This is a genomic window from Tropicimonas sp. TH_r6 (assembly GCF_033101155.1).
Lineage (GTDB): Bacteria > Pseudomonadota > Alphaproteobacteria > Rhodobacterales > Rhodobacteraceae > Tropicimonas.
Window position 1 is genome coordinate 46167 of the sequence record NZ_JAWMPX010000025.1, and the last position, 21894, is coordinate 68060.

Genomic DNA, 21894 nt, shown 5'->3' on the forward strand with positions numbered 1-21894 from the left:
GTCTGTTACTCCGTTTGCGTTGCGTGGCGCAGGAATTCCACCAGATCGGCCCGGTCCTGCGCCCCGGTGATCCTCTGCATCGGCATTTTCGTGCCCGCCACATACACTTCCGGTCCGAGGTCGAACAGCGCGTCGATCGTCTCTGCGTCCCAAGTGATATCAGACTTGAGCAGCGTTTCGGAGTAGCCATAGCCCGGCAGGCTCCCGGCCACGCGACCAAAGAGCTGATGAAGGCTCGGTCCCGCCCGGCGCCGTCCGTCCGGCTCCAACGTGTGGCAGATCGAGCATTTGCGCATGAATTGTGCCTCGCCATTCGACGTGGCCTCGCTCCCGCTCAGGAAAGGGCGTTCTCCGTTGACCATTCGTGTGGCGGCCTCCGCCCCGTCGACTGGCCAGGAGAACATCGCGTCATCAAGTCCGCCGGCATGGATGTTCGTGCCGTCGGGCGAAACTGCCAGCGCCCAGATCGGCCCACGCAGAGTCGCATGGAAATCTACTATGAACCGCCAGCTTGCCGTATCGATCAGAGAGATATAGCCCTCACCATCGCCAACCGCCAACATGCGGCGGGCTGGATCGGCTGCCATGCCGAGGATCGGTCTGCGATCCAGCGTCAGGTCGGCGATCTCGGTTCCATCTGCGATCGAGAGAATACGGGTCGCGCCATCGACGGCGCCATAGGCCAACCAACCGCCGGGTTCATGCAGGACCAGCGTGTTGATCCCAAAGCCGTTATTGGCAATCTGTCCGAGCGCGGTGCCATCGCCCACGCGCCAGAGACGGAGCGTGCCATCGGCGGAACCGGAATAGAGCCGGGCGCCATCATCAGTGAACGCGACGGCGTTCACGCCGGCTTCATGGCCCTTGAGAAAGCGCGGCGCAGTGTTGCCGGCCACGTCCCAAAGCCCGATGGAGCCGTCCCAACTGGCCGAGGCCACGGTCTGACCATCGGGCGAAACCGCCAGAGACATGACCTTGCCAAGATGTGCTCCAAGGCGGCGTCCCTGTCCGGTGTCCAGATCCCACAGATAAAGCGCGAAATCATCGCCGGCCGAGACCGCCCGGGTTTCCCCGAGGAAGGACACGGCATTGACAGCCGCCGCGTGGCCCTCAAGCCAGCGCGGTGCGCCGTCCATCCAATAGCCAACCGAATTGTCGAAACTTGCCGTCAGGATCGCCCCGCTCTCAGAGACGGCGATGCCCTTGACCGGGCCGCCATGACCTTCAAGCGTGAAGAACTCGCCCGCCGCCGCAAGCGCCGGTGCACAAAGCAGGGCAAGCGTCATTGCCGCCCTGCGCATCTATTCGGCGGGTGCCTGTGAGGTGGCCTCTTTCGCCTTCACCTCATCAAGCCAGAGAGAGTGGTGTTCCTTGGCCCATTGCTCCTCGACATAACCCGAGCCCATCGCGTCGAAGGCGCCCTCCATGCCGGCCGTGCCGATATAGATATGGCCGATGATCATCGCCATGAAGCCGAAGCCGACCGTGGCGTGGACGAGCTGGGTGAACTGCATCTCCTGCTGCGGTGAAAGCTGCGTCGGCAGGTCCGGAAGGCCCAGCCACGAGAGCAGACCGAGATTGTTGATCCAACCGAAGAACGGATCGAAGATCGGAGCGCTGAAGGGCATGAGCAGGCTGATTCCGGTGGCGGCAATGGCGACCGACAGCCCGATCACCGACCAGAAGATCAGCTTCTGCCCGGCATTGAACTTGCCGGCCGGCGGGTGAATGTCGTGGTTGAAGAGTCCCCCCAACACCATCATCCATTTCACGTCGTTCCAGTTCGGGATGTTGTAGCGGACCCACTTGAAGAAGATCAGCACGACGCCGAGCATGAAGGCCCAGCTGACATTGTTGTGGACGAGCTTGGACCAGAGGGCGAGCGTGGCATGGGCATCAAGCCCCATGACGGGGATCAGGAACTGTCGCCCATACATCGAAACCAGCCCGGTCAGGGCCAGCAGGATGAAGGACCCAGCGGTCATCCAATGCATCCAGCGATCGAAATTCCCGAAACGCAGGATCGTACGCCCGGTCCGTTCGCCGGCAATCGGCACGCGACCGAGGGCGAAGTAGACGATGGCGAGAAGGCCGATCATGCCCAACAGCAACCAGCCGCCATAGGTGCCCAGCCAGTCCTCGCGGTAGTGCATCCAGCTCATGCCACCATCCTGGATCAGCACGGTGGCGCCGGGCGAGCTGGCCGAAGCCGTCACGTCGGCAGTCCCGTATCGCAGAGAGCGGAACATCTCGGCATCGGAGACGCCGCCCAAAGTGCCGAGCTGCCCGGTCGGGTCGGCCGCACGTTGCGGATCGCCCGTATCGGTGCGACGGAAGTCGTAATCCACCCGCTCGCCACGTTGGCGGGCCATGATGTCCTCGCGGGTCTGGGCGCCGCCGGTGGCCACGCGGGCGGCCTCGATGGCTTCCGAATTGTCGGGCCCGCTTGGCGACAGGAAGGGCGTCAGAACAAGGGTCGCGACGACAATCAGCACCAGGACAAGCAGGAAGGCACCAAATCCGCTTTTTTTCTCGGACATGCAGGTCTCACTCGGTCATGTGTCGGCGCGCAGAGACGCCGTTGCAGGGAAATTCCGGCGCACGCCCCGGACGGACCGGAGCGTGCGAAGATGGGGGACGCGAGCCGCGCCCCCGATCATCGGACCATCAGGCGTCAGCCGCCCTTCTGGTCATAGGCGGTGCCCCAACCCCAGGCGCCCGAGCCGAAGCCACGGGCCACGACGCGTTCGCGATAGATGGCGGAAACAACGTCCCCGTCGCCTGCCAGCAGCGCCTTGGTCGAGCACATCTCGGCGCAGATGGGCAGCTTGCCCTCGGCGATCCGGTTGCGGCCATATTTGGAGAACTCGGCATTCGAGTGAGTCTCCTCCGGGCCACCGGCGCAGAAGGTGCATTTGTCCATCTTGCCACGCGAGCCGAAATTGCCGGCCTGCGGATATTGCGGCGCGCCGAACGGGCAGGCGTAGAAGCAATACCCACAGCCGATGCAGAGATCCTTGCTGTGCAGCACGACCCCCTCTTCGGTCTGGTAGAAGCAATCCACCGGGCAGACGGCCATACAGGGCGCGTCCGAACAATGCATGCAGGCCACGGAGATCGACCGCTCGCCGGGGGAACCATCATTGATGGTCACCACGCGACGGCGATTGATGCCCCAGGGCACTTCATGCTCGTTCTTGCACGCCGTGACGCAGGCATTGCACTCGATGCAGCGCTCGGCGTCGCAGAGAAACTTGGATCTAGCCATTCTTCATTCCTCCTTAAGCCGGCGAAATCTTGCAGAGAGTCGTTTTCGTCTCCTGCATCTGTGTGACCGAGTCATAGCCATAGGTCTGCGCCGTGTTTGTACTTTCGCCGAGGACGTATGGATCGGCGCCTGAGGGGTATTTGTCCCGCAGGTCTACGCCCTGGAAATGACCGCCAAAGTGGAAGGGCATGAAGGCAACGCCCTCGCCGACACGCGGCGTGACCATGGCCATGACCTTCACCTTGCCACCCTCAGGGCCTTCGACCCAGACCTGCGCCCCGTCGCGCACGCCCAGATTGTTGGCATCCCTCGGGTTGATCTCGACGAACATGTCCTGCTGGAGCTCGGCGAGCCACGGGTTGGACCGCGTCTCGTCGCCGCCACCCTCATACTCGACCAGACGGCCGGAGGTGAGGATGATCGGAAAGTCCTTCGAGAAGTCGTTCTTCTGGATCGAGGCATACATGGTCGGAAGGCGATAGAACTTCCGGTCCTCATAGGTCGGGTAATCCTCCACCAGGTCGCGCCGCGGGGTGTAGAGCGGCTCGCGATGGATCGGTATCGGATCCGGGAAGGTCCAGACGACCGCGCGGGCCTTGGCATTGCCAAAGGGCGCGCATTCATGCGCAATCGCCACCCGCTGGATGCCGCCCGAGAGGTCGGTCTTCCAGTTGGTCTTGGGTCCTGCCACGGCCTCGATCGAGGCGCGTTCCTCGTCGGTCAGATCACCATCCCAGCCCAGGTCCATCAGCATCTGCATGGTGAATTCCGGATACCCGTCCTGGATCTCGGAATTCGCCGATGCCACGCCCTCGGCCAAAAGGTTGTCGCCATCCCGCTCGACGCCAAAGCGGGCGCGGAAGGTGAGACCACCCTCGGAAACCGGCTTGGACATGTCATAGAGGTTCGGCGTGCCCGGATGGCCCATCTCGGCCGTGCCCCAGCAAGGCCAGGGAAGACCGTAATAGTCGCCATCGGCCGGACCACCGATCGCCTGAAGCGTCGTGCGGTCGAACGTGTGCTGGTTGGCCATGTGCAGCTTGATCCGGTCGGGATCCTGGCCCGTGTAGCCGATCGTCCACATGCCGCGATTGAACTCGCGGGTCACGCTCTCGACATTCGGCGTCTCCTCGTCCTCCATCTCGATATTGCGGAAGAAGCGATCGCCGAAACCGAACTTGTTGGCGAACTTGGCGATGATGACGTGATCGGGGAGACTCTCGAAGAGCGGGTCCATGATCTGGTCGCGCCACTGGAAGGAGCGGTTGGAGGCCGTTACCGAGCCGCGGGTCTCGAACTGGGTCGAGGCGGGCAGAAGGTAGACGCCATCGGTCCGGTCCTGCATGACCGCAGAGACGGTCGGGAACGGGTCCACCACGACAAGCATGTCGAGCTTCTCCATCGCCGTCTTCATCTCCGGGCCGCGGGTCTGCGAGTTGGGCGCGTGGCCCCAGAGCACCATGGCACGAACCGAATCCGGGTTGTCCGTATTGGCCGGATCTTCAAGCACACCGTCAATCCAGCGGGACACCGGAATGCCCGTCAGGTTCATCAGGTTCTTGTCCTTGCCGTCGGAGCTCTTGACGGTCTCGAACTGCCCCTTGAGCCAGTCGAGATCCTCTTCCCAGACACGGGCCCAATGGGCCCAGGCGCCGGCCGAGAGGCCGTAATATCCCGGCAGCGTATGGCTGAGAACGCCAAGATCCGTCGCGCCCTGCACATTGTCATGGCCGCGGAAGATGTTGGTGCCACCACCCGAGGTGCCCATGTTGCCGAGGGCAAGTTGCAGGATGCAGTAGGCGCGGGTGTTGTTGTTGCCATTGGTGTGCTGGGTGCCACCCATGCACCAGATCACGGTGCCGGGGCGGTTATTGGCAAGCTGGCGGGCAACCCGCTTGAGCTGCGAACCGGGCGTTCCGGTGACGCGCTCGACCTCTTCGGGGTTCCACTTGCGAACCTCTTCCTTGATCTGGTCCATGCCCCAGACACGGGTGCGGATGAACTCCTTGTCCTCCCAGCCATTCTCGAAGATGTGCCAGAGGATACCCCAGACCAGCGCGACATCCGTGCCCGGACGGAAGCGGACATATTCATCGGCATGGGCGGCCGTTCGCGTGAAGCGCGGGTCGCAGACGATGAGCGGCGCGTTGTTGTTCTCCTTCGCCCGCAGCACGTGCAGGAGCGACACGGGGTGCGCCTCCGCCGGGTTGCCGCCGATGATGAAGATCGCCTTGGAATTGTGGATATCGTTGTAGGAGTTGGTCATGGCGCCGTAGCCCCATGTATTCGCAACGCCCGCGACGGTGGTGGAGTGGCAGATGCGGGCCTGGTGGTCCACGTTGTTCGTGCCCCAATAGGCGGCGAACTTGCGGAACAGGTAGGCCTGTTCATTGTTATGCTTGGCCGAGCCGAGCCAGTAGACGCTGTCAGGTCCGCTCTCTTCGCGGATCTTCATCATCCCGTCGCCGATCTCGTTGATCGCCTGCTCCCAGGAGATGCGCTTCCACTCGCCACCCTCTTTCTTCATCGGGTATTTGAGCCGGCGCTCGCCATGGGCGTGCTCGCGAACCGCGGCGCCCTTTGCGCAATGCGAGCCGAGGTTGAACGGGCTGTCCCAGCCGGGCTCCTGCCCCACCCAGACGCCGTTCTGCACTTCGGCTACGACGGTGCAACCCACCGAGCAATGCGTACAGACGGATTTCACGTTTTTCATCGATCCGGCGACGGCGGATTGGGCGCTGGCGCGGGTTACCGTTCCACCGGTGGCGCCAAGTGCCGCCAGGCCGCCAATGGCCAGGCCGGAGCCGCGCAGAAATGTGCGGCGGTCGACGGTCTTTTCAGCCGCCGAAGTGAGGATACTTGTCCGCTGGGGGCGTCTCGCAACCCCGTTGGTCTTTTTCCTGAGCATTTTCTAACCTCCCTTGCTTTCCCGCAATCGGGATCGCTTGGTACGAATGTTTGTCCTCGGGCAGTCGGGCGTCACGCAACCAGTCGCCTTTGGGCTAATCGTGTCACCGTCCGGTCAGAACCGGGCGCTGTCGTAATAGGCGCGGGTATGCGCGGTGTCCTGCATGCGGGTATCGCCGGTCACCTCATCGGCCGCAGCTTCCTGCGGAACGATCGTGGCGGCGGCGGCAGCGGGAACAGAAACGGCAGCGACTTTCAGGAAGTCACGGCGCGTTGCGTCCTTGCTCTGCTGGCTCACGTAGCTTGCTCCTTGTTGGGGGCCGGGGGCTCCGGCCGGTTTCAGTTCAGCTCGCCGCTCATGCGGAAAGCCTGCGTCTCGATCTCCATGAAGGCCCGGCCAACAGCGCCGACCGGAGCGTAGAAGATTGAATTTTGTGCGCCTTCGAGGTCGGTGAAGAAATGACCGGCCCAGGGCGCGATATGGCGGAAAAAGAACTCTTTCTGGCGATCCAGCCGCGTTGGCGTGCCGAAACGACCAAGGATCATGCCCGCCATCATGTCCATGACACTGGCGATATTGTCTTCCGGCTCAAAGACGTTGGGGGCGCGGCTGATCCGCAGCGCGGCCATGTCCTCGCGCAGTTTGGAGAGCGGTTTCTCGTTGAGAAACCCGGTCATGTAATAGCTGCCATAGGGCAGGAGTTCGCCGCGGCCAAGCCCGATGAAGAGCGTGTTGAACTCGGATTCCACGGCGCGCGGGCTCACCGCACGGGCGACACGTGCCAGGCTGGACACAGCGCCTCCAAGATCGGTTTCGTCACCCGACAGCGCGGCGGCCTTGCCCAAAAGGTGCTTGTCCGGCGGTCCAGAGAGCAGGGCGCCAAGGAAATCGTAGAGATCTGCGCGCAGGCGGTCCTCTTCGAGTATGGCAGTATCCGGGGCGGTCATGGTCATATCTGAGGTCTTGCTTTCGGCTGTCAGGAGAATTCGAATCGCATACGGCGCGGGGCCGGAGACGGAGTGTGAGCCTCTTGCTCGGGCAGCGGCGCGGTGTCGGTTTCCAACGCGGGGCATTCCTCGGCAAGAGTGGTCGTGTCGGAGATGTCGGCGGTCTCGGTGTCCGGCAGGTCGGCGGAGGCATCGGGATCTTCTTCATCGGCGGGAGCGGGGTTGGCTTCCGCCTCTTCGGCGGCGGCCAACGCCTTGACATGCTCCAGCATGCCCTTTCCGACCTGGTAGCTGGTCTGGAGGTTCTCGATCACCAAAGCGGCGTCCGTGTAATCCTCGCCGTAATCGACCAGCGCATCCAGGTTGGCGAGCGCGGGGTTGCTGAGCCAGAGGCGGCGCAGCGCCCGCCGGCGCAGCCGCTCCGGCACGGCGGCTTTCAGGAAGGCGGCAAAATCATCGCCGGGTTCCAGCAGGTCGGGATCCTTCAGCCCGAGTTCCTCGAGGATCTCCTCGTCGGAACGCTCTTCGAGCGCGGCCTGTTCGCGCGACGCCACTTCAGCTTGCAGGGCAACCTGTTCGGCGTCGGCTTCCGCGGTAACGCCGGCCTTGCGGCGGGTCCAGAAATCGCTGGCCATCACTGCAACCTCCCCGCCTTGCGCCCGCCGGGCGAGAGATAAACATCCGTGAGCTGCGGAATGCGCGCATCGCCCACCCCGTCCACGCTCTTGTCGGTCCGTTCGCGGTCCCGACGGCGTTTGACGAACACCTCCTCGGCGTGATGCTCCTTGACGAAATCCCGGATCAGCGCCACCAGCCCCTCGGGCATCGGCACCAGCTCAACGACCTCCTCGCCGCTGTCGAGATAGTCCTGGGTCTCATAGGGCGAGGCCGTGACCAGCAGCACTTCGGGGCGCTCCTCATCGGCCGACATGACCACGCCAATCGACGGCAGATCCGCTGAAAGGCCAGTCAGATAGGCCTCCGTGTCGGTCCGCCAGAGCTCGAGCTCTACTGTTGCGGCATGGAATTCCTGGCATTCCCCATCTTCACGCAAAAGCTTCCACGCCGCATGCCCGGCACCCGGCAGAAGACCCACGGCCTTCCACTGATACCGTCGCCACGGCGTTGATCCCGGTGCCCTGCGGATCACGATCCCCAGAGGCAAGGACACAGTCGGCTGCTGCATAAAAGTTCGGTCCTCCCAAGCGTGCCGTCGTCATTTGTTCGCGCTTCGTGACGGCTACACCGCCCAATAATTGATCGAAACCTAGGCGTTCTCCAAATGGTTTCTGTAGCTTCGCTGAATTTTCCGAGCTGGATGGCGCGCTTTGACGACCGCCATATTGACGTAACGTACAGGTTTGGCCGGCGGTTCGGCCTTTGCCCTGCCCTTCTCATGCGGGGTTGGCACAGGGTTCTGGCGCCGGGCTGCGGCTTCCGGCTTTACCAGCGGCAGCGAACGCGGTTAGCTTCACGGCTACGCGAACAGATCGGGCGGCGCCCGAAAGGCCAGCCTGGGAGGAATGGATGCCTGGAAAACTGATTCTCTGCGACTGCCTTGGCAGCCAGTCGCCGGATGTCGCAGCGCTTGGCTCCATTGCGGGCGTTGGCTGCTCACGGGTCCACACGCATCTCTGCGGGGCCGAGTCCCGACTGGCCGCCGAGGCGATGGCCGAGCCCGATGCGATCATCGCCTGCGCCCAGGAACAGGCCCGTTTCGAGGAGATGGCCGCCGATCTGGACATCCCCGCCCCCCGTTTCGTTGACTTGCGCGACCGGGCCGGCTGGTCGGACGAGGCCGTTGCGGCAGGGCCGAAAATGGCTGCGTTGCTGGCCGATGCGCTGCATCCCGCCCCTCCCGTACAGGTGATGGACGTCACCTCCGAAGGCACCTGTCTGGTCTTGGCCGCGCCGGACCTGGCCTTTGATGTGGCCGCGCGCCTTGCGGATATCCTCGCTGTGACGGTGCTGGTGGAGACGGAAGCCGAACCGCCGACAACCCGCCGCTTCGACGTGGTCACGGGCCGCCTGCGCGCGGCGACCGGGGCGCTCGGAAGTTTCGAACTGGAGCTCGATTCGCTGCGTCAGCTTGAGTCGGGCGGACGCGGTGCGCTGGGCTTCGGCCCGCCGCGCAATGGCGCCCGGAGTGGTTGCGACATCATCCTCGATCTGCGCCCCGTGGGCACCGCGCCGCTCTTTCCCGCGCCCGAAAAGCGCGAGGGCTACTTGCGCGCCGATCCCGGTCGCCCGGCCGCCATCGAGGGTGCGGTCCTTGAAGCCGCGCAGATGGTCGGCACTTTCGAGAAGCCGCTCTATCTCTCGCTCGACCCGCTGATCTGCGCCCATTCCCGCGCCGGTCAGGTGGGCTGTCGCACATGCCTCGACCTCTGCCCCACCGGGGCCATCACGCCCGCTGGCGACCACGTCGATATCGATCCGCTGATCTGCGCCGGCTGCGGCTCCTGCGCGGCGAGTTGCCCTTCTGGCGCGATCGCCTTCGAGGATCCGCCAACACCGGCGTTGATGGCCCGTATCGCCCGGCTGGCCGAGGCGTTTGGTGCCGCTGGCGGCGACGTGCCCCGGCTCCTGATCCATGATCGTGGCTTCGGTGCCGAGATGATCGCGCTGTCCGCACGTTATGGGCGCGGCCTCCCCGCCGATGTGATCCCGCTCGACCTCGAACGCGTTTCGGGGTTTGGCCATGCGGAGATGCTGGCCGCGCTGGCCTGCGGTTTCGGCGCGGTGGATGTGCTGATGGCGCCCGAGACCGAGCGTCCCGCCCTTGCCTCCGAGATCGAGCTGGCCCGGGCGCTGGCCGGCCCCGAGCCTGCGCTGCGCCTGTTGGAACCGGGCGAGCCCGACGCGCTGGAGCAGGCGCTCTACGGTGCCTCTGTCGCCGAGCCGCCCGCGCCGATCCTGCCGCTCGGCTCTCGCCGACAGGTTGCCCGGCTCGCCGCCCGGACGCTGAACCCGACTGCGACGGAGCCGCTGCCCTTGCCGTCGGGCGCGCCCTATGGCTCGGTCGTGGTGGACGACGAGTCTTGCACACTCTGCCTCGCCTGCGCGTCGCTTTGCCCGGCTGGCGCGCTTGGTGACAACCCGGACCGCCCGCAACTCCGGTTCCAGGAGGATGCCTGCCTGCAATGCGGTCTCTGCGTGCAGGTCTGCCCGGAGGACGCCATCACGCTTGATCCGCGCATGGATCTTTCGGAAGCCGCTCTCGCCCAGCAGGTGCTGCGCGAGGAAGAACCCTTCCCCTGCATCGAATGCGGCAAGCCTTTCGGCGTTCGTTCGACCATCGAGCGCATTGTCGAGAAGCTCGAAGGCAATCACGCGATGTTCCAGAACGCCAAGGCGACACGTATGATCCGTATGTGCGAGGATTGCCGGGTGCAGGCGCAGTATCATTCCGAGGACAATCCGTTCGCTGGCGACGAGCGGCCACGCGTGCGCACTACCGACGACTACCTGAGCAAGCGACGGGATCACTGATGCTGGATTGGTGCTCCGAGATCGGCCGGCACGAGGCTCGCCGTGTAGGCCATGATATCGGCCAGCTCCTCGAGGGTCAGTCGAACCGGTGCAATGGTCGGCCTGCGCTCCTCCGGGAAAGGCGGCGTGACCCCTTCGACCTGGCTGAAGGAGGGGTGCGGCTTGAGCACATAAAATGCCTCGAAACGTTCGTCCCAGTCCTCGAAGGTGCGCAGTACCGCGAAGGAGGGGGTCGAGCCGACGCCGGCCATGGTGTTGCGCGGCCCGACTACGTGGCAGCGGCCGCAATGCAGCAGCGACAGCTCCGCCCCGCGCGCCAGATCGCCATCGATCTCCGCTTCGGCGACGTCTTCGACAACGGCCAGCGCCTGGGTAAAGCGCGGCGGTCCGGCGAAGCCCTCGATCGCGCGGGCGGCAATTTCGGAGGCCAGCCAATCGGTGAACCTCTGGACGTGCGGATTTCCCTCGGAGTCCGCCGAGACCACCAGATGCCAGGGCGCCGTGTCGTCTTCAAAGACGGGCACGCCGCCGCCACGGGCGAACCCCGCCTGCGCGGCGTCCCCCGGCTCTACCAAGGTGATCGGGGTGCTGTGCTTGAGCGAGAAGCGCGGCAGGAGATGGCGCAGGAACCCGGTCTCGACAAGTTCCGGCGGCGCGGCAATATGCAGGCGCCGCTCCTGTGCGTGGAGCACCGTCGCGACCCAGGCAAGCGCCGCGGCCACAATGAAAATTCTGGTGCGATGGGGCACGTTGCGACCCTTTCCTGCTCGCAGATCACAGACCCCAAGGGTAGGGTGCGCGCCAACATTCCGTCAACTCCAGGCACCAAACCCCTGTCGCAGAACGGATTTCAGAAGGAAGGCAAGAAATGTATGTAACCCGAGAAGCGGTGCTGGATGTGCTGCGAGGCTTTTCCCTTCCCGGTGGGCAGGACATCGTCGCCGCAGGCATTGTGCGGGCGCTGACCGTCGAGGGCGGTGCTATTCGCTTCGTGCTGGAGGTCGCGCCGCAACAGGCCGACGCCGCCGAGGCGCTGCGCCAGAAAGCCGACGCAGCCCTCCGGGCGCTGGACGGGGTGGAGAGCGTATCTGCGGTGCTCACCGCCCATTCCGCCTCCGCTGCCCCGCCAGACCTCAAGCCGAAGGGCGCCGCTCCGTCGGGACCGCAAAAGGTGCCCGGCATCGAGCGGATCCTCGCCATCGCCTCGGGCAAGGGCGGGGTCGGAAAATCCACCGTCGCAGCCAATCTCGCCGTGGCGCTGGCCGCCGAGGGCCGCCGCGTCGGGCTTCTCGATGCCGATGTCTATGGCCCGTCCCAGCCGCGCATGCTTGGCGTCTCCGGTCGGCCTGCCTCGCCCGATGGCAAGACCATCCTGCCGATGCGCAATCACGGCGTGACGATGATGTCTCTGGGGCTGATGACGCAAGAAGACGAAGCCGTGGTCTGGCGCGGCCCGATGCTGATGGGCGCATTGCAACAGATGCTGACACAGGTGCAATGGGGGGCGCTGGATGTGTTGATCGTCGACCTGCCGCCCGGCACCGGCGATGTGCAGATGACGCTGGCCCAGAAATCCGAGGTGACCGGCGCCGTGATCGTCTCCACGCCGCAGGACATCGCGTTGCTGGATGCGCGCAAAGGGATCGACATGTTCCGCAAGCTAAATGTGCCAATCGTCGGCATGATCGAGAACATGTCGACCCATATCTGTTCGCAATGCGGCCATGAAGAGCATGTCTTCGGCCATGGCGGCGTCGCGGCGGAGGCGGACAAGCTCGGCGTGCCGCTTCTGGCCGAGATCCCGCTGGCCATGGATATCCGCCTCGCGGCCGATGGCGGTGCGCCGATCGTCGCCTCCAACCCCTCCGCGCCGCAATCTGCCGTGTTCCGGCAGGTTGCCCGCGCGTTGATCGACGGGGGCAACGCATGAGTTCGGACGCGCCGGTCTTCCCGCCGCTCTTTGACGGTCACCCGGTGAACGGCAACGCCGACCCGTTCGCCAAGGCCTGTGCCCAGGCGCTGATCGGCTGCGAGTCCGGCCTCGTGGCCTACAATATCGGCGCCGACCGGCTCTCTGTTGCCCTTGTGCTGGTGCCCGAAATGCCGCTCGAAGACGCGATGGCCGCCTTCATCGCTTGTGGAATCGGCTTTCAGAACGCGCTTGGCGCGCTTGCTCCACCGGAGGTTGCGGTGCATCTCGGCTGGGATGGACAGATCCGGGTCAATGGTGCGGAATGTGGCGCGCTTCGTGTCGCTGCCTCCACCAATGCGCCTGCCGAAACTCCGGAATGGCTGGTGGTCGGACTCTCGCTGCCGCTCCTGCCGCTGGAGGAAGTCACGCCGGAGCGCACCTGTCTCTACGACGAAGGCTGCGCCGATCTGGACCCGGCCGCGCTGACCGAGGCCTGGATCCGTCATTCCCTTGTCTGGCTCAACAGGCTGGAAGCCGAGGGCAATCACCCGCTTCACACCCACTGGCAAGGCATCGCGCATGGTATCGGCGAAGCGGTGGAGCGGGACGGCATGAGCGGAACCTTCCTTGGGACCGACGAGCGGTTCGGAATGCTTCTGCGAACCGAAGAGACAACGCATATCCTGCCCCTGAGCAGCATCCTCGAGGAGACTGGCCGATGAAGCTCGCCCGCGCGATCCATCTCGACGAAAGCGACATGCAGGTCTTTGCCAACCCGGCCCGGACCGGCGAATACTGCCTGAGCGGCGGCTTCGAGTTTTCCAACTGGACCGAGGCCGATCTCACCGGCAAACCCCGTCAGGCCTTCGCCAATGGCTGGCTCGGCTGCGAGACTTTCGGCCGCGTGACCTTCGTCGCTGTCGTCGAAATAACCGAGAATGAGATGGACGCGCTGGAAACCGCGCTGGCCCAGCATTTCATCACTTACTACGGCGCGCCCTCACTCGACGCGGCCCGCCCCGTGGCGCGCGAGGAACTGGCTCAGATGGCGGAACTCTGCGCCGACCACGATCCGAACACGCTGCTGACCGTCATGCGCAACCTTACCGAGGCCGGTGTGCGCGAGGAGTATCGTGCCATCGAAAGCGACAGCGCCAGCCTCGATCAGTTCGCGATCCACATGACGCCGGACAGCTGAAACGCCCGCCGGACCGTCTTGTATCCGAAATGTCGTCGGGGAGGGCGCTCCCTCCCCCGTCTCGCGGTCTCAATTCTGGCCGGCATTGAAGGTGAAGAGTTGCTCCCCTTCGAGCTGGTAGCCGTCGATCAGTGCCCTGGCGCGATCCGAGACCAGCCAGCCTTCCAGCTTCGCCGCAAGATCCGCCTTCACATGACCATGTTTCTCCGGGTTCACCGGCAGATAGGCATATTGATTGAAGAGCGCCGGATCGCCGGCGAAGAGCAGCTTCAGGTCGCCCTTGTTGCCGAATTTCAACCAGCTCGCCCGGTCCGACATCAGATAGGCATCGAGCCCGCTTGCCGTGTTGAGCGTGGCCCCCATGCCCGCGCCCGTCTCCTTGTACCAGGACACATCGCGGGCCGGCTCATCGATTCCGGCCTCGGTCCAGAGCGCCAGCTCCTTCTTGTGGGTGCCGCTGTCATCGCCACGGCTGGCGAATGTGGCCGCCGTCTCCGCAATGGCAACCAGCGCCGTCGCGGCGCTGTCGGCCCCGGAAATGCCGGCCGGGTCGCTCGACGGGCCGATCAGAACGAAGTCATTATACATGATTTCCGTGCGATGCGTGCCGTGGCCCTGCGCGAGGAAAGCCTCCTCCGCCGGGCGTGAATGGACCAGGATCGCGTCGACATCGCCCGCTTCTCCCAGCCGGATCGCCTGCCCGGTGCCGACCACGAGGAGCTGCACCTCCAGTTCCAGATCCGCTGCGATTTCCGGAAGCAGGATCTCGGACAATCCCGAATTGTGAAAGGAGGTCGTCACCGCCATCTTCATAACATCGGCAGAGGCCGCACTGGCAGCGTACCCGGCCAGGATCGCCGCCATCACAAGACGTTTCATTCCACGATATCTCCCCTGAGAAAGGCCCGCGCCGTGCGCGTGGCCGCTTGCTTGAAAAACACCTCCGCCGGCGCCGCTTCTTCGATTGCACCGCGATGGACAAAGAGCACGTCGCTGGCCAGACGCCGCGCCTGCCCCATGTCATGGGTGGACATGACGATCCGGGTGCCTTCCGCATGCGCCTCGATCAGCAGCGCTTCGATTTCGCGCATGGCCCGCCCGTCCAGGCTGGCGCAGGGCTCGTCGAGAAACAGGATCTCCGGCTTGCGGATCAGCGCGCGCGCGAGCGCCAGCTTCTGGCGCTCTCCCCCGGACAGCACCGGGGCCATGCGCTCTGCGGCATCGCCAAGGCCGATCCGTTCGAGCCACGTCCCGGCCGCGTCCAGCGCCTTGCGCCGCGACCAGCCATGCAGACGCAACGGGTAGGCGACATTTTCCAGCACGCTGCGCCGCATCATGACCGGCACCTGAAACACGAAGGCCTGCCGTTCGCGGGCCTCGACCTCCGGCACTGCCCATGTCACGGCGCCAGCATTCAACCGCTCCATGCCGTGCATCATCCGCAGGAGCGTCGTCTTGCCCGCGCCGTTGGGACCGATAACGATGGTGAAGCCTTCCGCAGACAGCTCAAGATCGATCGGTCCGATCGTGACGGATGCGTTGCGCCGGACACAGGCCCCCTCGAGGCGCAGCGGCAGGATTGACTGCGTTACCATCGCCCGCTGACCTCCGTCCTCGACAGGGTGTGGATGAACCAGTTCACCGCGATGGCCAGCCCGATCAGCACGAAGCCGAGCGCCAGGGCCAGCGCAAACTCGCCCTTGCCGGTTTCCAGAGCGATGGCGGTCGTGAGCACCCGTGTGGCGTGGTCGATATTGCCACCAACGATCATGATCGCGCCGACCTCGCCGATACCGCGGCCGAACCCGGCCAGCGCCGCGGTCAGCAACGCCCGCCGCCCGTCCCAAACAAGCGCGCGGATGCGCTGGCTGCGGGTCGTGTTCAACGAAATCAGCAGATCATGATATTCCGCCCACATCTCGCGCATCGCCTGATGTGCGATGGAAGCCACCAGCGGTGTCAGGATGATGACCTGTGCGATGATCATCGCGGTTGGAGTGAAGAGCAGTCCGAATACGCCGAAAGGCCCTGACCGGGACAACATCAGGTAGACAATCAGCCCCACCACCACCGGCGGCAATCCCATCAATGCGTTGAGCGTCGCAATGGCCGCCCGCCGGTGCCGAAATCGCTTTACCGCCAGCCAGGCACCAAGAGGAATGCCGATCGTCGCGGCCACGAGAACAGCCGTCAGCGTGACATGCAGCGAACGCAACGAGATCTCGATGAGATCGGCATCGAAGGCGACGATCAGGCGCCCCGCTTCGAGCAATCCCTGCAAGATTTCGTTCATGTGACGTCGCCACTCCGGCTGTTTCCAACGCTCAGACAGTAACGACAGGATATGTCAGAAGGCCAGCGAAATCAGTGTCTTTTGCGGCCGCTCCTGTCTCGTCTATATTCGGCCAGAATGACAGCGGGCAGGGGAGCATTCCCGCCCGGTGTAGGAGGCTTTCCTTGAGAATGAGCTTGTCGAGTTTCAACTCCGCCACGGTTCCTTGAACTCTTCGGCCTGGCGGTCTTTTTCCCATTCGTTTGTCGCGGCGCAAGCGGCGACCTCCGGTTATCCTTTCTCGTCTGGTTCTCAAATGGAACGAGTAAGGAAGGTCCCCGCTGTTATTCGCTGGCTTTATTCATCCCAGCCTTCTTCAACCCATCAATCATCCGTTCTATCATGCCTTCTGGTACACTTCTTCGTCGAAGGTCGGATCGTAGATCTTCGGCCAGGGTCGGTTTCAATCGGAGCGCCGCGTCAACTGCCGAATTGGCCTCATCCAGCGTAAAGGATCACATCCTTCGGGAAATGGCTGCCTTTGAAGTCGATCATGCGGCGCTCTCAAACGTATTCCCGGTGTTCGCCGGTTTATACCCTCAACGCGGCCGGTCTGAAAGCCGCCCCGGACTTTGCGACACTGCCCTCACAGGGTGGATAAGCCCTGTATTGAGCATCGCACCGGGCAACGCCTCGGTGAGAACGACGTGTCGCCCAATCCGAGAGCTTCGATCTCCACAGTTGCTTCTGCAACGGGAAGTCTTGTCCGGCTCCGGGTCCGATCACGTTGACAATGCTTCCCGCTGGTCGAAATGCGGCCGATGCCAGGCATCACCACCACGTTTGCTGCAAGGGACATCAACGGCCGCTTCGGCGGACCTGTCACGGAAATACTCCTCCAAGACAAATGCGGCTCTGGGCTGCTCACGTCGTTGCCGATGCGCCCCATTGGGCGAGCGGTCCGTACTCATCGAAGGTCTTGACTCGATTTGGCCGGTCGAAGTGCTGAGCATCCTGCCATCGTTTGCCTGAAGCAATGAGGCTCGCCGAAGAGGCCCACCACGGCACATATGCCCGTCTTGAGCGGCGATTCCCCCTGTTCCAAATAGTGGCCTCGTCAAACGTTGATGTGGCGTTGACGTGAACCGCGACATCAAAAACTGATCGGCCGAAGCCGACTTCAAGTTTTTGATATAGTGTGGGAATTTTGGTTGCCGGGACTCGCAGCCAGCGTTGCCGAACTCAGTTGGCGTGCCGCCTCCTGCCCACTCATAGCCCGGCATAATCGCCGAAAAGCGACCATGGGCATCAGCGTTGTCAAGGGCGGGAGCGGACCGCTATCTGAGGCCACTCCGTATCCGCGGCATCCGACAGAAAGGGCGGGGAACGGACATTTTCTGCACTTGCAGAAATCCACTGCCTGTTGGGTGAAGTGGACATATGGCCCGAAACCGCGCCCGGTTGCTTGGATCCCGAATTGGTGCGAGCCTGTGCCGAACACGGAGGTGATTTCAGATGCGCTTGTCATTCATTGGGTCCGCAATCCTGCTCTCAAGCAGCCTCGCCTTTGCCGCCGGCATGGAACCGTGGGACGAAGAGGGAGATTGGACGATCCTGATCGATGCAGAAAACGGGAACGGCTGCCTTGCCAACCGACAGTACGACACGGGATTGATCGTGGAAATCGGCATGGATCCGATGCTTGGTGGCGCTTTCTTCGCGGCCTACAATCCGGAGTGGACAAGCATCGAGGATGGCGCGATCGGGGTCGTGAACTTCGACTTTGGCGACGATCAATTTGCCGGAGAGGTCGTGGGCATTCACCGCAACGGTGTCCCAGGTGGATACGCCTTCTTCGACAACCCCGAGTTCGCAACCGAGTTCGTCAAGCGGACCGAGGTCACCGTCTGGGGCGAGAGCGAGCAGAAGTTTCTCGTCGACCTGTCCGGCTCCAGCAAGGCCGTTGAGGCGGTGAAGGCCTGTCAGGCCGAGCAACCGGAGCCGACCGCCGAATAGCGCGCCTATTCCAGCTGATACATGTCCGGCACGCAGGGTTTGCGGTTGGCGGGCATTTCATCCGCGCCATCGGCCCGGCGGCTGCGTGAGCCACCAACGTCCAGTTTGAACTCGGGGGCCGAGAGCTTTCCGGTCACATCGAAGGGCCAGGCACTGCGCGCGAGTGGTTTGCCGACGCGGCGCGGCTCTGCCCGCAGGGAGATCCTGTCGTTGATCCAGTCGACACTCCCTTTACCGACAAGCTGGACGGAGCCCGTTTCGATCACGATAGAATTTGCGCTGACCTTGCCCGCCTTGATCCGCACCGGGGCGACGACACAGGTGATGTCGGTGTAACCCTGCCGGAATTCTTCGGAAAACAGCCAGGGGAAGATCCCCAACCCGGCGAGTTCGAGAAGGCTGGTGCTGATCTTTCCATTGGCCATCGAGATCGACGCTTGACCGTGGATGGAGTTGATGAAGCTCCTTGCCGATCCCAGGCTGCCGTTGATGTCGAAATCACCGCGTAGCGTGCCGTGGGCGTCGATGCCGAGCCCCAGGGAGTCGAGGATTTCACCGAAATCCCAACCGCTTGTTGACCCTGACAGCGCGATCCGATCCGGGGTGTCGATCATGTCCATCGCCGCCGTCAGGCTGAAGTGCCCGCCGCCATAGGCGAGGTCGAGCGGGCCGAAGGTCAGGTTTCCTTCCTTCGATGACAAGGTGCTGGAGAGGGCCGACACGCCTTTCTGGCCGCTGATCTCGCGAAAATCGATCAGGACCTCCACATCGGCCTTCGTCAGCAGCCCTTCCGGGTTCAGCAGGTCGGAGGGCTTTCCCTGCTCCTTGGGCAAGACCAGCGGCTTCACCTCTGGTTCCTCTTTTGGCAGCACCAGCGGTTTCACTTCCGGATCGTCCTCCCGCTTGTCGCTGTCGAACAGGACCTGAAGCTGGGCAAGGGAGGCCGAGAGGTTCTGAAGGTCGCCGAGATTCACCCGGTCACTTTCGATTGTACCCCGCACCACCGGAGCCCCTTCGGGGAATGCGGCGTCCAGTTTGGCCGCGAGATCCGATCCTCCGGCTGTGAAGGTTGCGCTGGCCGAAAAGTCATCGCCCTGTTTCCGGGTCGATGCAGAAACGCCCAGGGCGCCAACGGGAACGGGTTCCAGGTTCAGCGCGGACAGGAACGTCTCGCCGTCCAGAACGTCGAAGTCGACATCGAAATCGAGCCCTCCAAGCTCGGTCAGATCATCTACCAGAAGGTGCAAATCGACAGTCCAGATATCCGTTCCGTAATTCGTGGCCTCGAACCGGTTCAACGCCAGCGCGCCGCTTTCATCCGAGAGTCCAAAGCCAGCTTCGATGCCGCCGAATGCGTCGGCAACCTCGTCTCCGAGATCGGACAGGATGAGCTTTGCCGGACCTTTCAACGTACCGTCGAAGGACAGGTCCTCCAGTTTCAGCAGGTCAAGGATTTCGCCCTCTGCCAGAAGGTAGGGCGCCTCCAGGGGGCCGGCCTGCAGGGTCATGCCCTGCATTGCCAGCCGACCGTCGGGCAGTTTGCGGAGATGCTCGATGGTGATCGGGCCGACGCGTTCCAGCCCCTGGTCGAACAGGTTGGTATGAAATACCAGGTTCTCGAACTCCAGGCCGGCCTCGGCGCTGACGACATGCATGTCGATGCCGGTCAGCTTCAGGTCGCCAAAGGTCTTTGCCCTGGGCGGCTGCGTGTCTTGCGAAAAGAGCTGCGCATCGAAGATGACGTCCAGCCCTTCGGTCTCCAGCAGGTTCTCGGCCGATCCGGTGGCGGTGAGTTCCTGCCCGGCTTCCAGCGTAACCACGGCGGCAAAATCCTCGATCCCGAGAAGCCCGCGTTGGCTGACAAGGCGGGCCTGCAACGAACCGTTGCCTTCCAGTGATCGTTCCAGCCCGAGCATCTCGAGGAAATCGCCGAACGCGCCGGTCTCCAACGCGAGATCGCCCGAAAACCCACCGCCGTCTTCCGGGGCGAAGGGCGCACCGTCGAAATCGGCCGCAAGGTCTCCGAAGGTCGCCCGGGTGGTGAAGGCCGCATCATGCGGGTAATCGCCGTCGATCGTGAATGCCTGTCCATTGACAGTTCCCTGGCCGTTCAGGGCCGTCCTTGCGCCGCCCGGCTCCTGTGACAGCGAAAGGTTCTCGAGGTCGAAGACGAAGGAAAACCCGGAGACCGCGTTGTCGACGGTCAGGCCGATCGACGTGAACTCGACATTCTTGTCCTTGAGAAAGACCAGGATCCCCTCGCCACCGGCCTCGCCCTGCGCGGGCTCGGGTTTTTCCTCTTCGTCTTTCGTCTCGGGGGGGGCATCGCGCCAGCTCGTCGTGCCATCCGCGTCCGTCAGCAGGTTGACCTGAATGCCATCCACCAGAAGGTCATCGAAATGCAATTCGCCCTGGCTGAGTGCGACAAGGTCGAGGTCCATCTCCAGACGTTTCAGCTCCGCCAGCGCCGTGCCCTCGATTGACTGGCTGGGGATCTCGACACCGGCGACGGTGATCCTGCTCACGGGACCCAGAACAACACGCACGTCCTCCCGGATGTGGAGCGGCTGCCCGATCTGTTCTGACAAAATATCTTCGGTGAACGACCGTCGCAGGTCCGAGAAGAACGGCAGGGCCAGCAGGAGCCAGACGCCGAGTGCTGCAAGGAGAACCACCCCGAGCAGCGAACCGATTGTCCAGAAAAGGAATTTCTTCATCGTGTTTCTTTCAGTTGTCGCTTGCCACGCCGAGGTGGTCGGAGAAGCACATGTATCGATGTCGCGTTCAAGGCGTCGCCGCATCGCCCTCTGGCGGAACCGGCTCGGACGCATCAGTTCGCAGGTCGGAAGATTGCATCTTGCGCCAGTCTTTCGGGGACATGCCGAAATTCCGGCTGAAGGCGCGGGTAAGGGCCGATGTTTCGGACAGGCCAACCAATTGGGCAATCACCCGGATCGAGTGGTCGGACCCGGCAAGCAACTCCGAGGCCTTTTCCATCCGGAGCCGGTTGATCACCTTGGAGGCCGTCGTGCCGTAGGAGGACAAGCGCTTGTTGAGCACCTTGGTGGTGATGCTGCACATCCGGGCGGCCTCGCTCACCGTCAGCGCCGGATCGGACAGCCTTGATCGCACGAGAGTTTCGAAGCCTTCGAGGTAGTCGAGGGGCACATCGACCTGAACAGGTTCTTCGATATCATTGTCGTGGTTCGCGAGGACCTCAGGGTTGATTGGAAGCGACAACCAGGCCGCCGGAAAGCGGATCGAGAAGCCCCTGTTGTTCGACTTGATGCCCCGCACGCCATGAAACTGCTCCGGCAGCAGGGTCGGGTCACACAGGCGCAGAACGACCTGGGTTGGATCCCATCTGAAATCGAGAACGCGGTGCAACAGGGAGATCCAGATCCCGACGAGAAAGGCGTCCGAATGGCCCGGCGACACCTCGGGTTCGAAATTGCGGCTGGTGGTGAAATACGCGTGCTCATCCTCGATCAGGAGGCGGAAGGACACCGCGTTGCTTTCCTTCGAGACGATCTGGGTGAACCGGGTGAAGAAATCACCAAGGGTCACCGACTGGCCGAGCAGCGCGCCACGCGGCAGGAAATTGAGCAGGTCTGTCTGTTGGCCGGCCAATGCGCAGATATCCGGCCGGGTGATGTCGGCGATGGAGGCCAGCGCCGCATAGACCGTGTCATGCGGGATAAAGGCAGCCGGGTTCAGGACCTGCTCCTCGCTCAAGTCATGCAACCCAAGCGCGAAGGCGGGGTCCGCATCGAGCCGCCGCGTCATCGCCACGACCGGACCGAGAACCGTGGCGCGCACGAGGAACAATCCGTCCTTCTGTTCTCCCTGGGGCATCCCATCAACCTTTCGCTTTCTGCCAC

The 21894-nt window shown here is 63.5% G+C and carries 19 protein-coding genes; 5 read left to right on the top strand and 14 right to left on the bottom strand.

Annotated elements, in window-relative coordinates; all coding sequences use genetic code 11:
* Window positions 1-5: 5 nt before the first annotated feature.
* From R3X27_RS19640 to R3X27_RS19675, 8 genes are all read right to left on the bottom strand, one after another.
* Window positions 6-1286, bottom strand: coding sequence for a c-type cytochrome (locus R3X27_RS19640; RefSeq protein WP_317710588.1), 1281 nt, complete (start codon window positions 1284-1286; stop codon window positions 6-8).
* A 15-nt stretch (window positions 1287-1301) separates the two neighbouring features.
* Entirely contained in the window at window positions 1302-2540 is a 1239-nt protein-coding gene (locus R3X27_RS19645; protein ID WP_317710589.1) for a formate dehydrogenase subunit gamma, read from the bottom strand.
* Window positions 2541-2674: 134 nt separating this feature from the next.
* Complete coding sequence (gene fdh3B / locus R3X27_RS19650) at window positions 2675-3268, bottom strand: formate dehydrogenase FDH3 subunit beta (RefSeq protein ID WP_317710590.1); 594 nt, start codon at window positions 3266-3268, stop codon at window positions 2675-2677.
* A 13-nt stretch (window positions 3269-3281) separates the two neighbouring features.
* Window positions 3282-6176 (bottom strand): formate dehydrogenase subunit alpha, encoded by a 2895-nt coding sequence (locus R3X27_RS19655; RefSeq protein WP_317710591.1) that lies wholly within the window; start codon window positions 6174-6176, stop codon window positions 3282-3284.
* Window positions 6177-6290: 114 nt separating this feature from the next.
* A complete protein-coding gene (locus tag R3X27_RS19660; RefSeq protein ID WP_317710592.1) occupies window positions 6291-6473 on the bottom strand; it encodes a ubiquinol-cytochrome c reductase iron-sulfur subunit N-terminal domain-containing protein in 183 nt (60 codons plus the stop codon).
* A 41-nt stretch (window positions 6474-6514) separates the two neighbouring features.
* Window positions 6515-7129, bottom strand: coding sequence for a molecular chaperone TorD family protein (locus tag R3X27_RS19665; RefSeq protein ID WP_317710593.1), 615 nt, complete (start codon window positions 7127-7129; stop codon window positions 6515-6517).
* A gap of 23 nt (window positions 7130-7152) precedes the next feature.
* Window positions 7153-7758, bottom strand: coding sequence for a DUF3306 domain-containing protein (locus R3X27_RS19670; protein ID WP_317710594.1), 606 nt, complete (start codon window positions 7756-7758; stop codon window positions 7153-7155).
* Window positions 7758-8309, bottom strand: coding sequence for a DUF3305 domain-containing protein (locus R3X27_RS19675; protein ID WP_317710595.1), 552 nt, complete (start codon window positions 8307-8309; stop codon window positions 7758-7760). Before R3X27_RS19675 ends, R3X27_RS19670 begins: the two co-directional genes overlap by 1 nt.
* 341 nt (window positions 8310-8650) lie before the next feature.
* Between R3X27_RS19675 and R3X27_RS19680 the strand changes: the two genes are divergently transcribed.
* Window positions 8651-10615: a 4Fe-4S binding protein gene (locus tag R3X27_RS19680; RefSeq protein WP_317710596.1), complete on the top strand. Its 1965-nt coding sequence runs from the start codon at window positions 8651-8653 to the stop codon at window positions 10613-10615.
* On the opposite strand, the gene R3X27_RS19685 is transcribed toward R3X27_RS19680, so the two are convergent.
* Window positions 10609-11364: a hypothetical protein gene (locus tag R3X27_RS19685; RefSeq protein WP_317710597.1), complete on the bottom strand. Its 756-nt coding sequence runs from the start codon at window positions 11362-11364 to the stop codon at window positions 10609-10611. The two genes, R3X27_RS19680 and R3X27_RS19685, sit on opposite strands and share 7 nt — an antisense overlap.
* A gap of 119 nt (window positions 11365-11483) precedes the next feature.
* Here R3X27_RS19685 and R3X27_RS19690 point away from each other — a divergent pair, with 119 nt between their 5' ends.
* The 3 genes from R3X27_RS19690 to R3X27_RS19700 are packed head-to-tail and all read left to right on the top strand — an operon-like array spanning window position 11484 to window position 13725.
* Entirely contained in the window at window positions 11484-12545 is a 1062-nt protein-coding gene (locus R3X27_RS19690) for an Mrp/NBP35 family ATP-binding protein (RefSeq protein ID WP_317710598.1), read from the top strand.
* Window positions 12542-13249 (top strand): biotin/lipoate--protein ligase family protein, encoded by a 708-nt coding sequence (locus tag R3X27_RS19695; protein ID WP_317710599.1) that lies wholly within the window; start codon window positions 12542-12544, stop codon window positions 13247-13249. The genes R3X27_RS19690 and R3X27_RS19695 overlap by 4 nt, the downstream gene beginning before the upstream one ends.
* Complete coding sequence (locus tag R3X27_RS19700) at window positions 13246-13725, top strand: DUF6505 family protein (protein WP_317710600.1); 480 nt, start codon at window positions 13246-13248, stop codon at window positions 13723-13725. The genes R3X27_RS19695 and R3X27_RS19700 overlap by 4 nt, the downstream gene beginning before the upstream one ends.
* Before the next feature lie 69 nt (window positions 13726-13794).
* On the opposite strand, the gene R3X27_RS19705 is transcribed toward R3X27_RS19700, so the two are convergent.
* The 3 genes from R3X27_RS19705 to R3X27_RS19715 are packed head-to-tail and all read right to left on the bottom strand — an operon-like array spanning window position 13795 to window position 16018.
* Entirely contained in the window at window positions 13795-14604 is an 810-nt protein-coding gene (locus tag R3X27_RS19705) for a substrate-binding domain-containing protein (RefSeq protein WP_317710601.1), read from the bottom strand.
* A complete protein-coding gene (locus tag R3X27_RS19710) occupies window positions 14601-15320 on the bottom strand; it encodes an ATP-binding cassette domain-containing protein (RefSeq protein WP_317710602.1) in 720 nt (239 codons plus the stop codon). Before R3X27_RS19710 ends, R3X27_RS19705 begins: the two co-directional genes overlap by 4 nt.
* Entirely contained in the window at window positions 15314-16018 is a 705-nt protein-coding gene (locus R3X27_RS19715; RefSeq protein WP_317710603.1) for an ABC transporter permease, read from the bottom strand. Before R3X27_RS19715 ends, R3X27_RS19710 begins: the two co-directional genes overlap by 7 nt.
* Before the next feature lie 1494 nt (window positions 16019-17512).
* Between R3X27_RS19715 and R3X27_RS19720 the strand changes: the two genes are divergently transcribed.
* Window positions 17513-18013 (top strand): hypothetical protein, encoded by a 501-nt coding sequence (locus R3X27_RS19720; RefSeq protein WP_317710604.1) that lies wholly within the window; start codon window positions 17513-17515, stop codon window positions 18011-18013.
* A gap of 5 nt (window positions 18014-18018) precedes the next feature.
* Here R3X27_RS19720 and R3X27_RS19725 read toward each other — a convergent pair whose 3' ends face one another.
* Window positions 18019-20730: an AsmA family protein gene (locus R3X27_RS19725; RefSeq protein ID WP_317710605.1), complete on the bottom strand. Its 2712-nt coding sequence runs from the start codon at window positions 20728-20730 to the stop codon at window positions 18019-18021.
* Between the two features lie 67 nt (window positions 20731-20797).
* On the bottom strand, window positions 20798-21868 hold the full coding sequence (locus R3X27_RS19730; RefSeq protein WP_317710606.1) for a helix-turn-helix domain-containing protein: 1071 nt from the start codon (window positions 21866-21868) through the stop codon (window positions 20798-20800).
* Window positions 21869-21894 lie beyond the last annotated feature (26 nt).

What these genes read in the sequence shown, in the direction of transcription:
- R3X27_RS19640 (WP_317710588.1), bottom strand. Translation starts at nt 1,286, where the DNA reads ATGACGCTTGCCCTGCTTTGTGCACCGGCGCTTGCGGCGGCGGGCGAG.
- R3X27_RS19645 (WP_317710589.1), bottom strand. Translation starts at nt 2,540, where the DNA reads ATGTCCGAGAAAAAAAGCGGATTTGGTGCCTTCCTGCTTGTCCTGGTG.
- fdh3B (WP_317710590.1), bottom strand. Translation starts at nt 3,268, where the DNA reads ATGGCTAGATCCAAGTTTCTCTGCGACGCCGAGCGCTGCATCGAGTGC.
- R3X27_RS19655 (WP_317710591.1), bottom strand. Translation starts at nt 6,176, where the DNA reads ATGCTCAGGAAAAAGACCAACGGGGTTGCGAGACGCCCCCAGCGGACA.
- R3X27_RS19665 (WP_317710593.1), bottom strand. Translation starts at nt 7,129, where the DNA reads ATGACCATGACCGCCCCGGATACTGCCATACTCGAAGAGGACCGCCTG.
- R3X27_RS19670 (WP_317710594.1), bottom strand. Translation starts at nt 7,758, where the DNA reads ATGGCCAGCGATTTCTGGACCCGCCGCAAGGCCGGCGTTACCGCGGAA.
- R3X27_RS19675 (WP_317710595.1), bottom strand. Translation starts at nt 8,309, where the DNA reads ATGCAGCAGCCGACTGTGTCCTTGCCTCTGGGGATCGTGATCCGCAGG.
- R3X27_RS19680 (WP_317710596.1), top strand. Translation starts at nt 8,651, where the DNA reads ATGCCTGGAAAACTGATTCTCTGCGACTGCCTTGGCAGCCAGTCGCCG.
- R3X27_RS19690 (WP_317710598.1), top strand. Translation starts at nt 11,484, where the DNA reads ATGTATGTAACCCGAGAAGCGGTGCTGGATGTGCTGCGAGGCTTTTCC.
- R3X27_RS19695 (WP_317710599.1), top strand. Translation starts at nt 12,542, where the DNA reads ATGAGTTCGGACGCGCCGGTCTTCCCGCCGCTCTTTGACGGTCACCCG.
- R3X27_RS19700 (WP_317710600.1), top strand. Translation starts at nt 13,246, where the DNA reads ATGAAGCTCGCCCGCGCGATCCATCTCGACGAAAGCGACATGCAGGTC.
- R3X27_RS19705 (WP_317710601.1), bottom strand. Translation starts at nt 14,604, where the DNA reads ATGAAACGTCTTGTGATGGCGGCGATCCTGGCCGGGTACGCTGCCAGT.
- R3X27_RS19710 (WP_317710602.1), bottom strand. Translation starts at nt 15,320, where the DNA reads ATGGTAACGCAGTCAATCCTGCCGCTGCGCCTCGAGGGGGCCTGTGTC.
- R3X27_RS19715 (WP_317710603.1), bottom strand. Translation starts at nt 16,018, where the DNA reads ATGAACGAAATCTTGCAGGGATTGCTCGAAGCGGGGCGCCTGATCGTC.
- R3X27_RS19720 (WP_317710604.1), top strand. Translation starts at nt 17,513, where the DNA reads ATGCGCTTGTCATTCATTGGGTCCGCAATCCTGCTCTCAAGCAGCCTC.
- R3X27_RS19725 (WP_317710605.1), bottom strand. Translation starts at nt 20,730, where the DNA reads ATGAAGAAATTCCTTTTCTGGACAATCGGTTCGCTGCTCGGGGTGGTT.
- R3X27_RS19730 (WP_317710606.1), bottom strand. Translation starts at nt 21,868, where the DNA reads ATGCCCCAGGGAGAACAGAAGGACGGATTGTTCCTCGTGCGCGCCACG.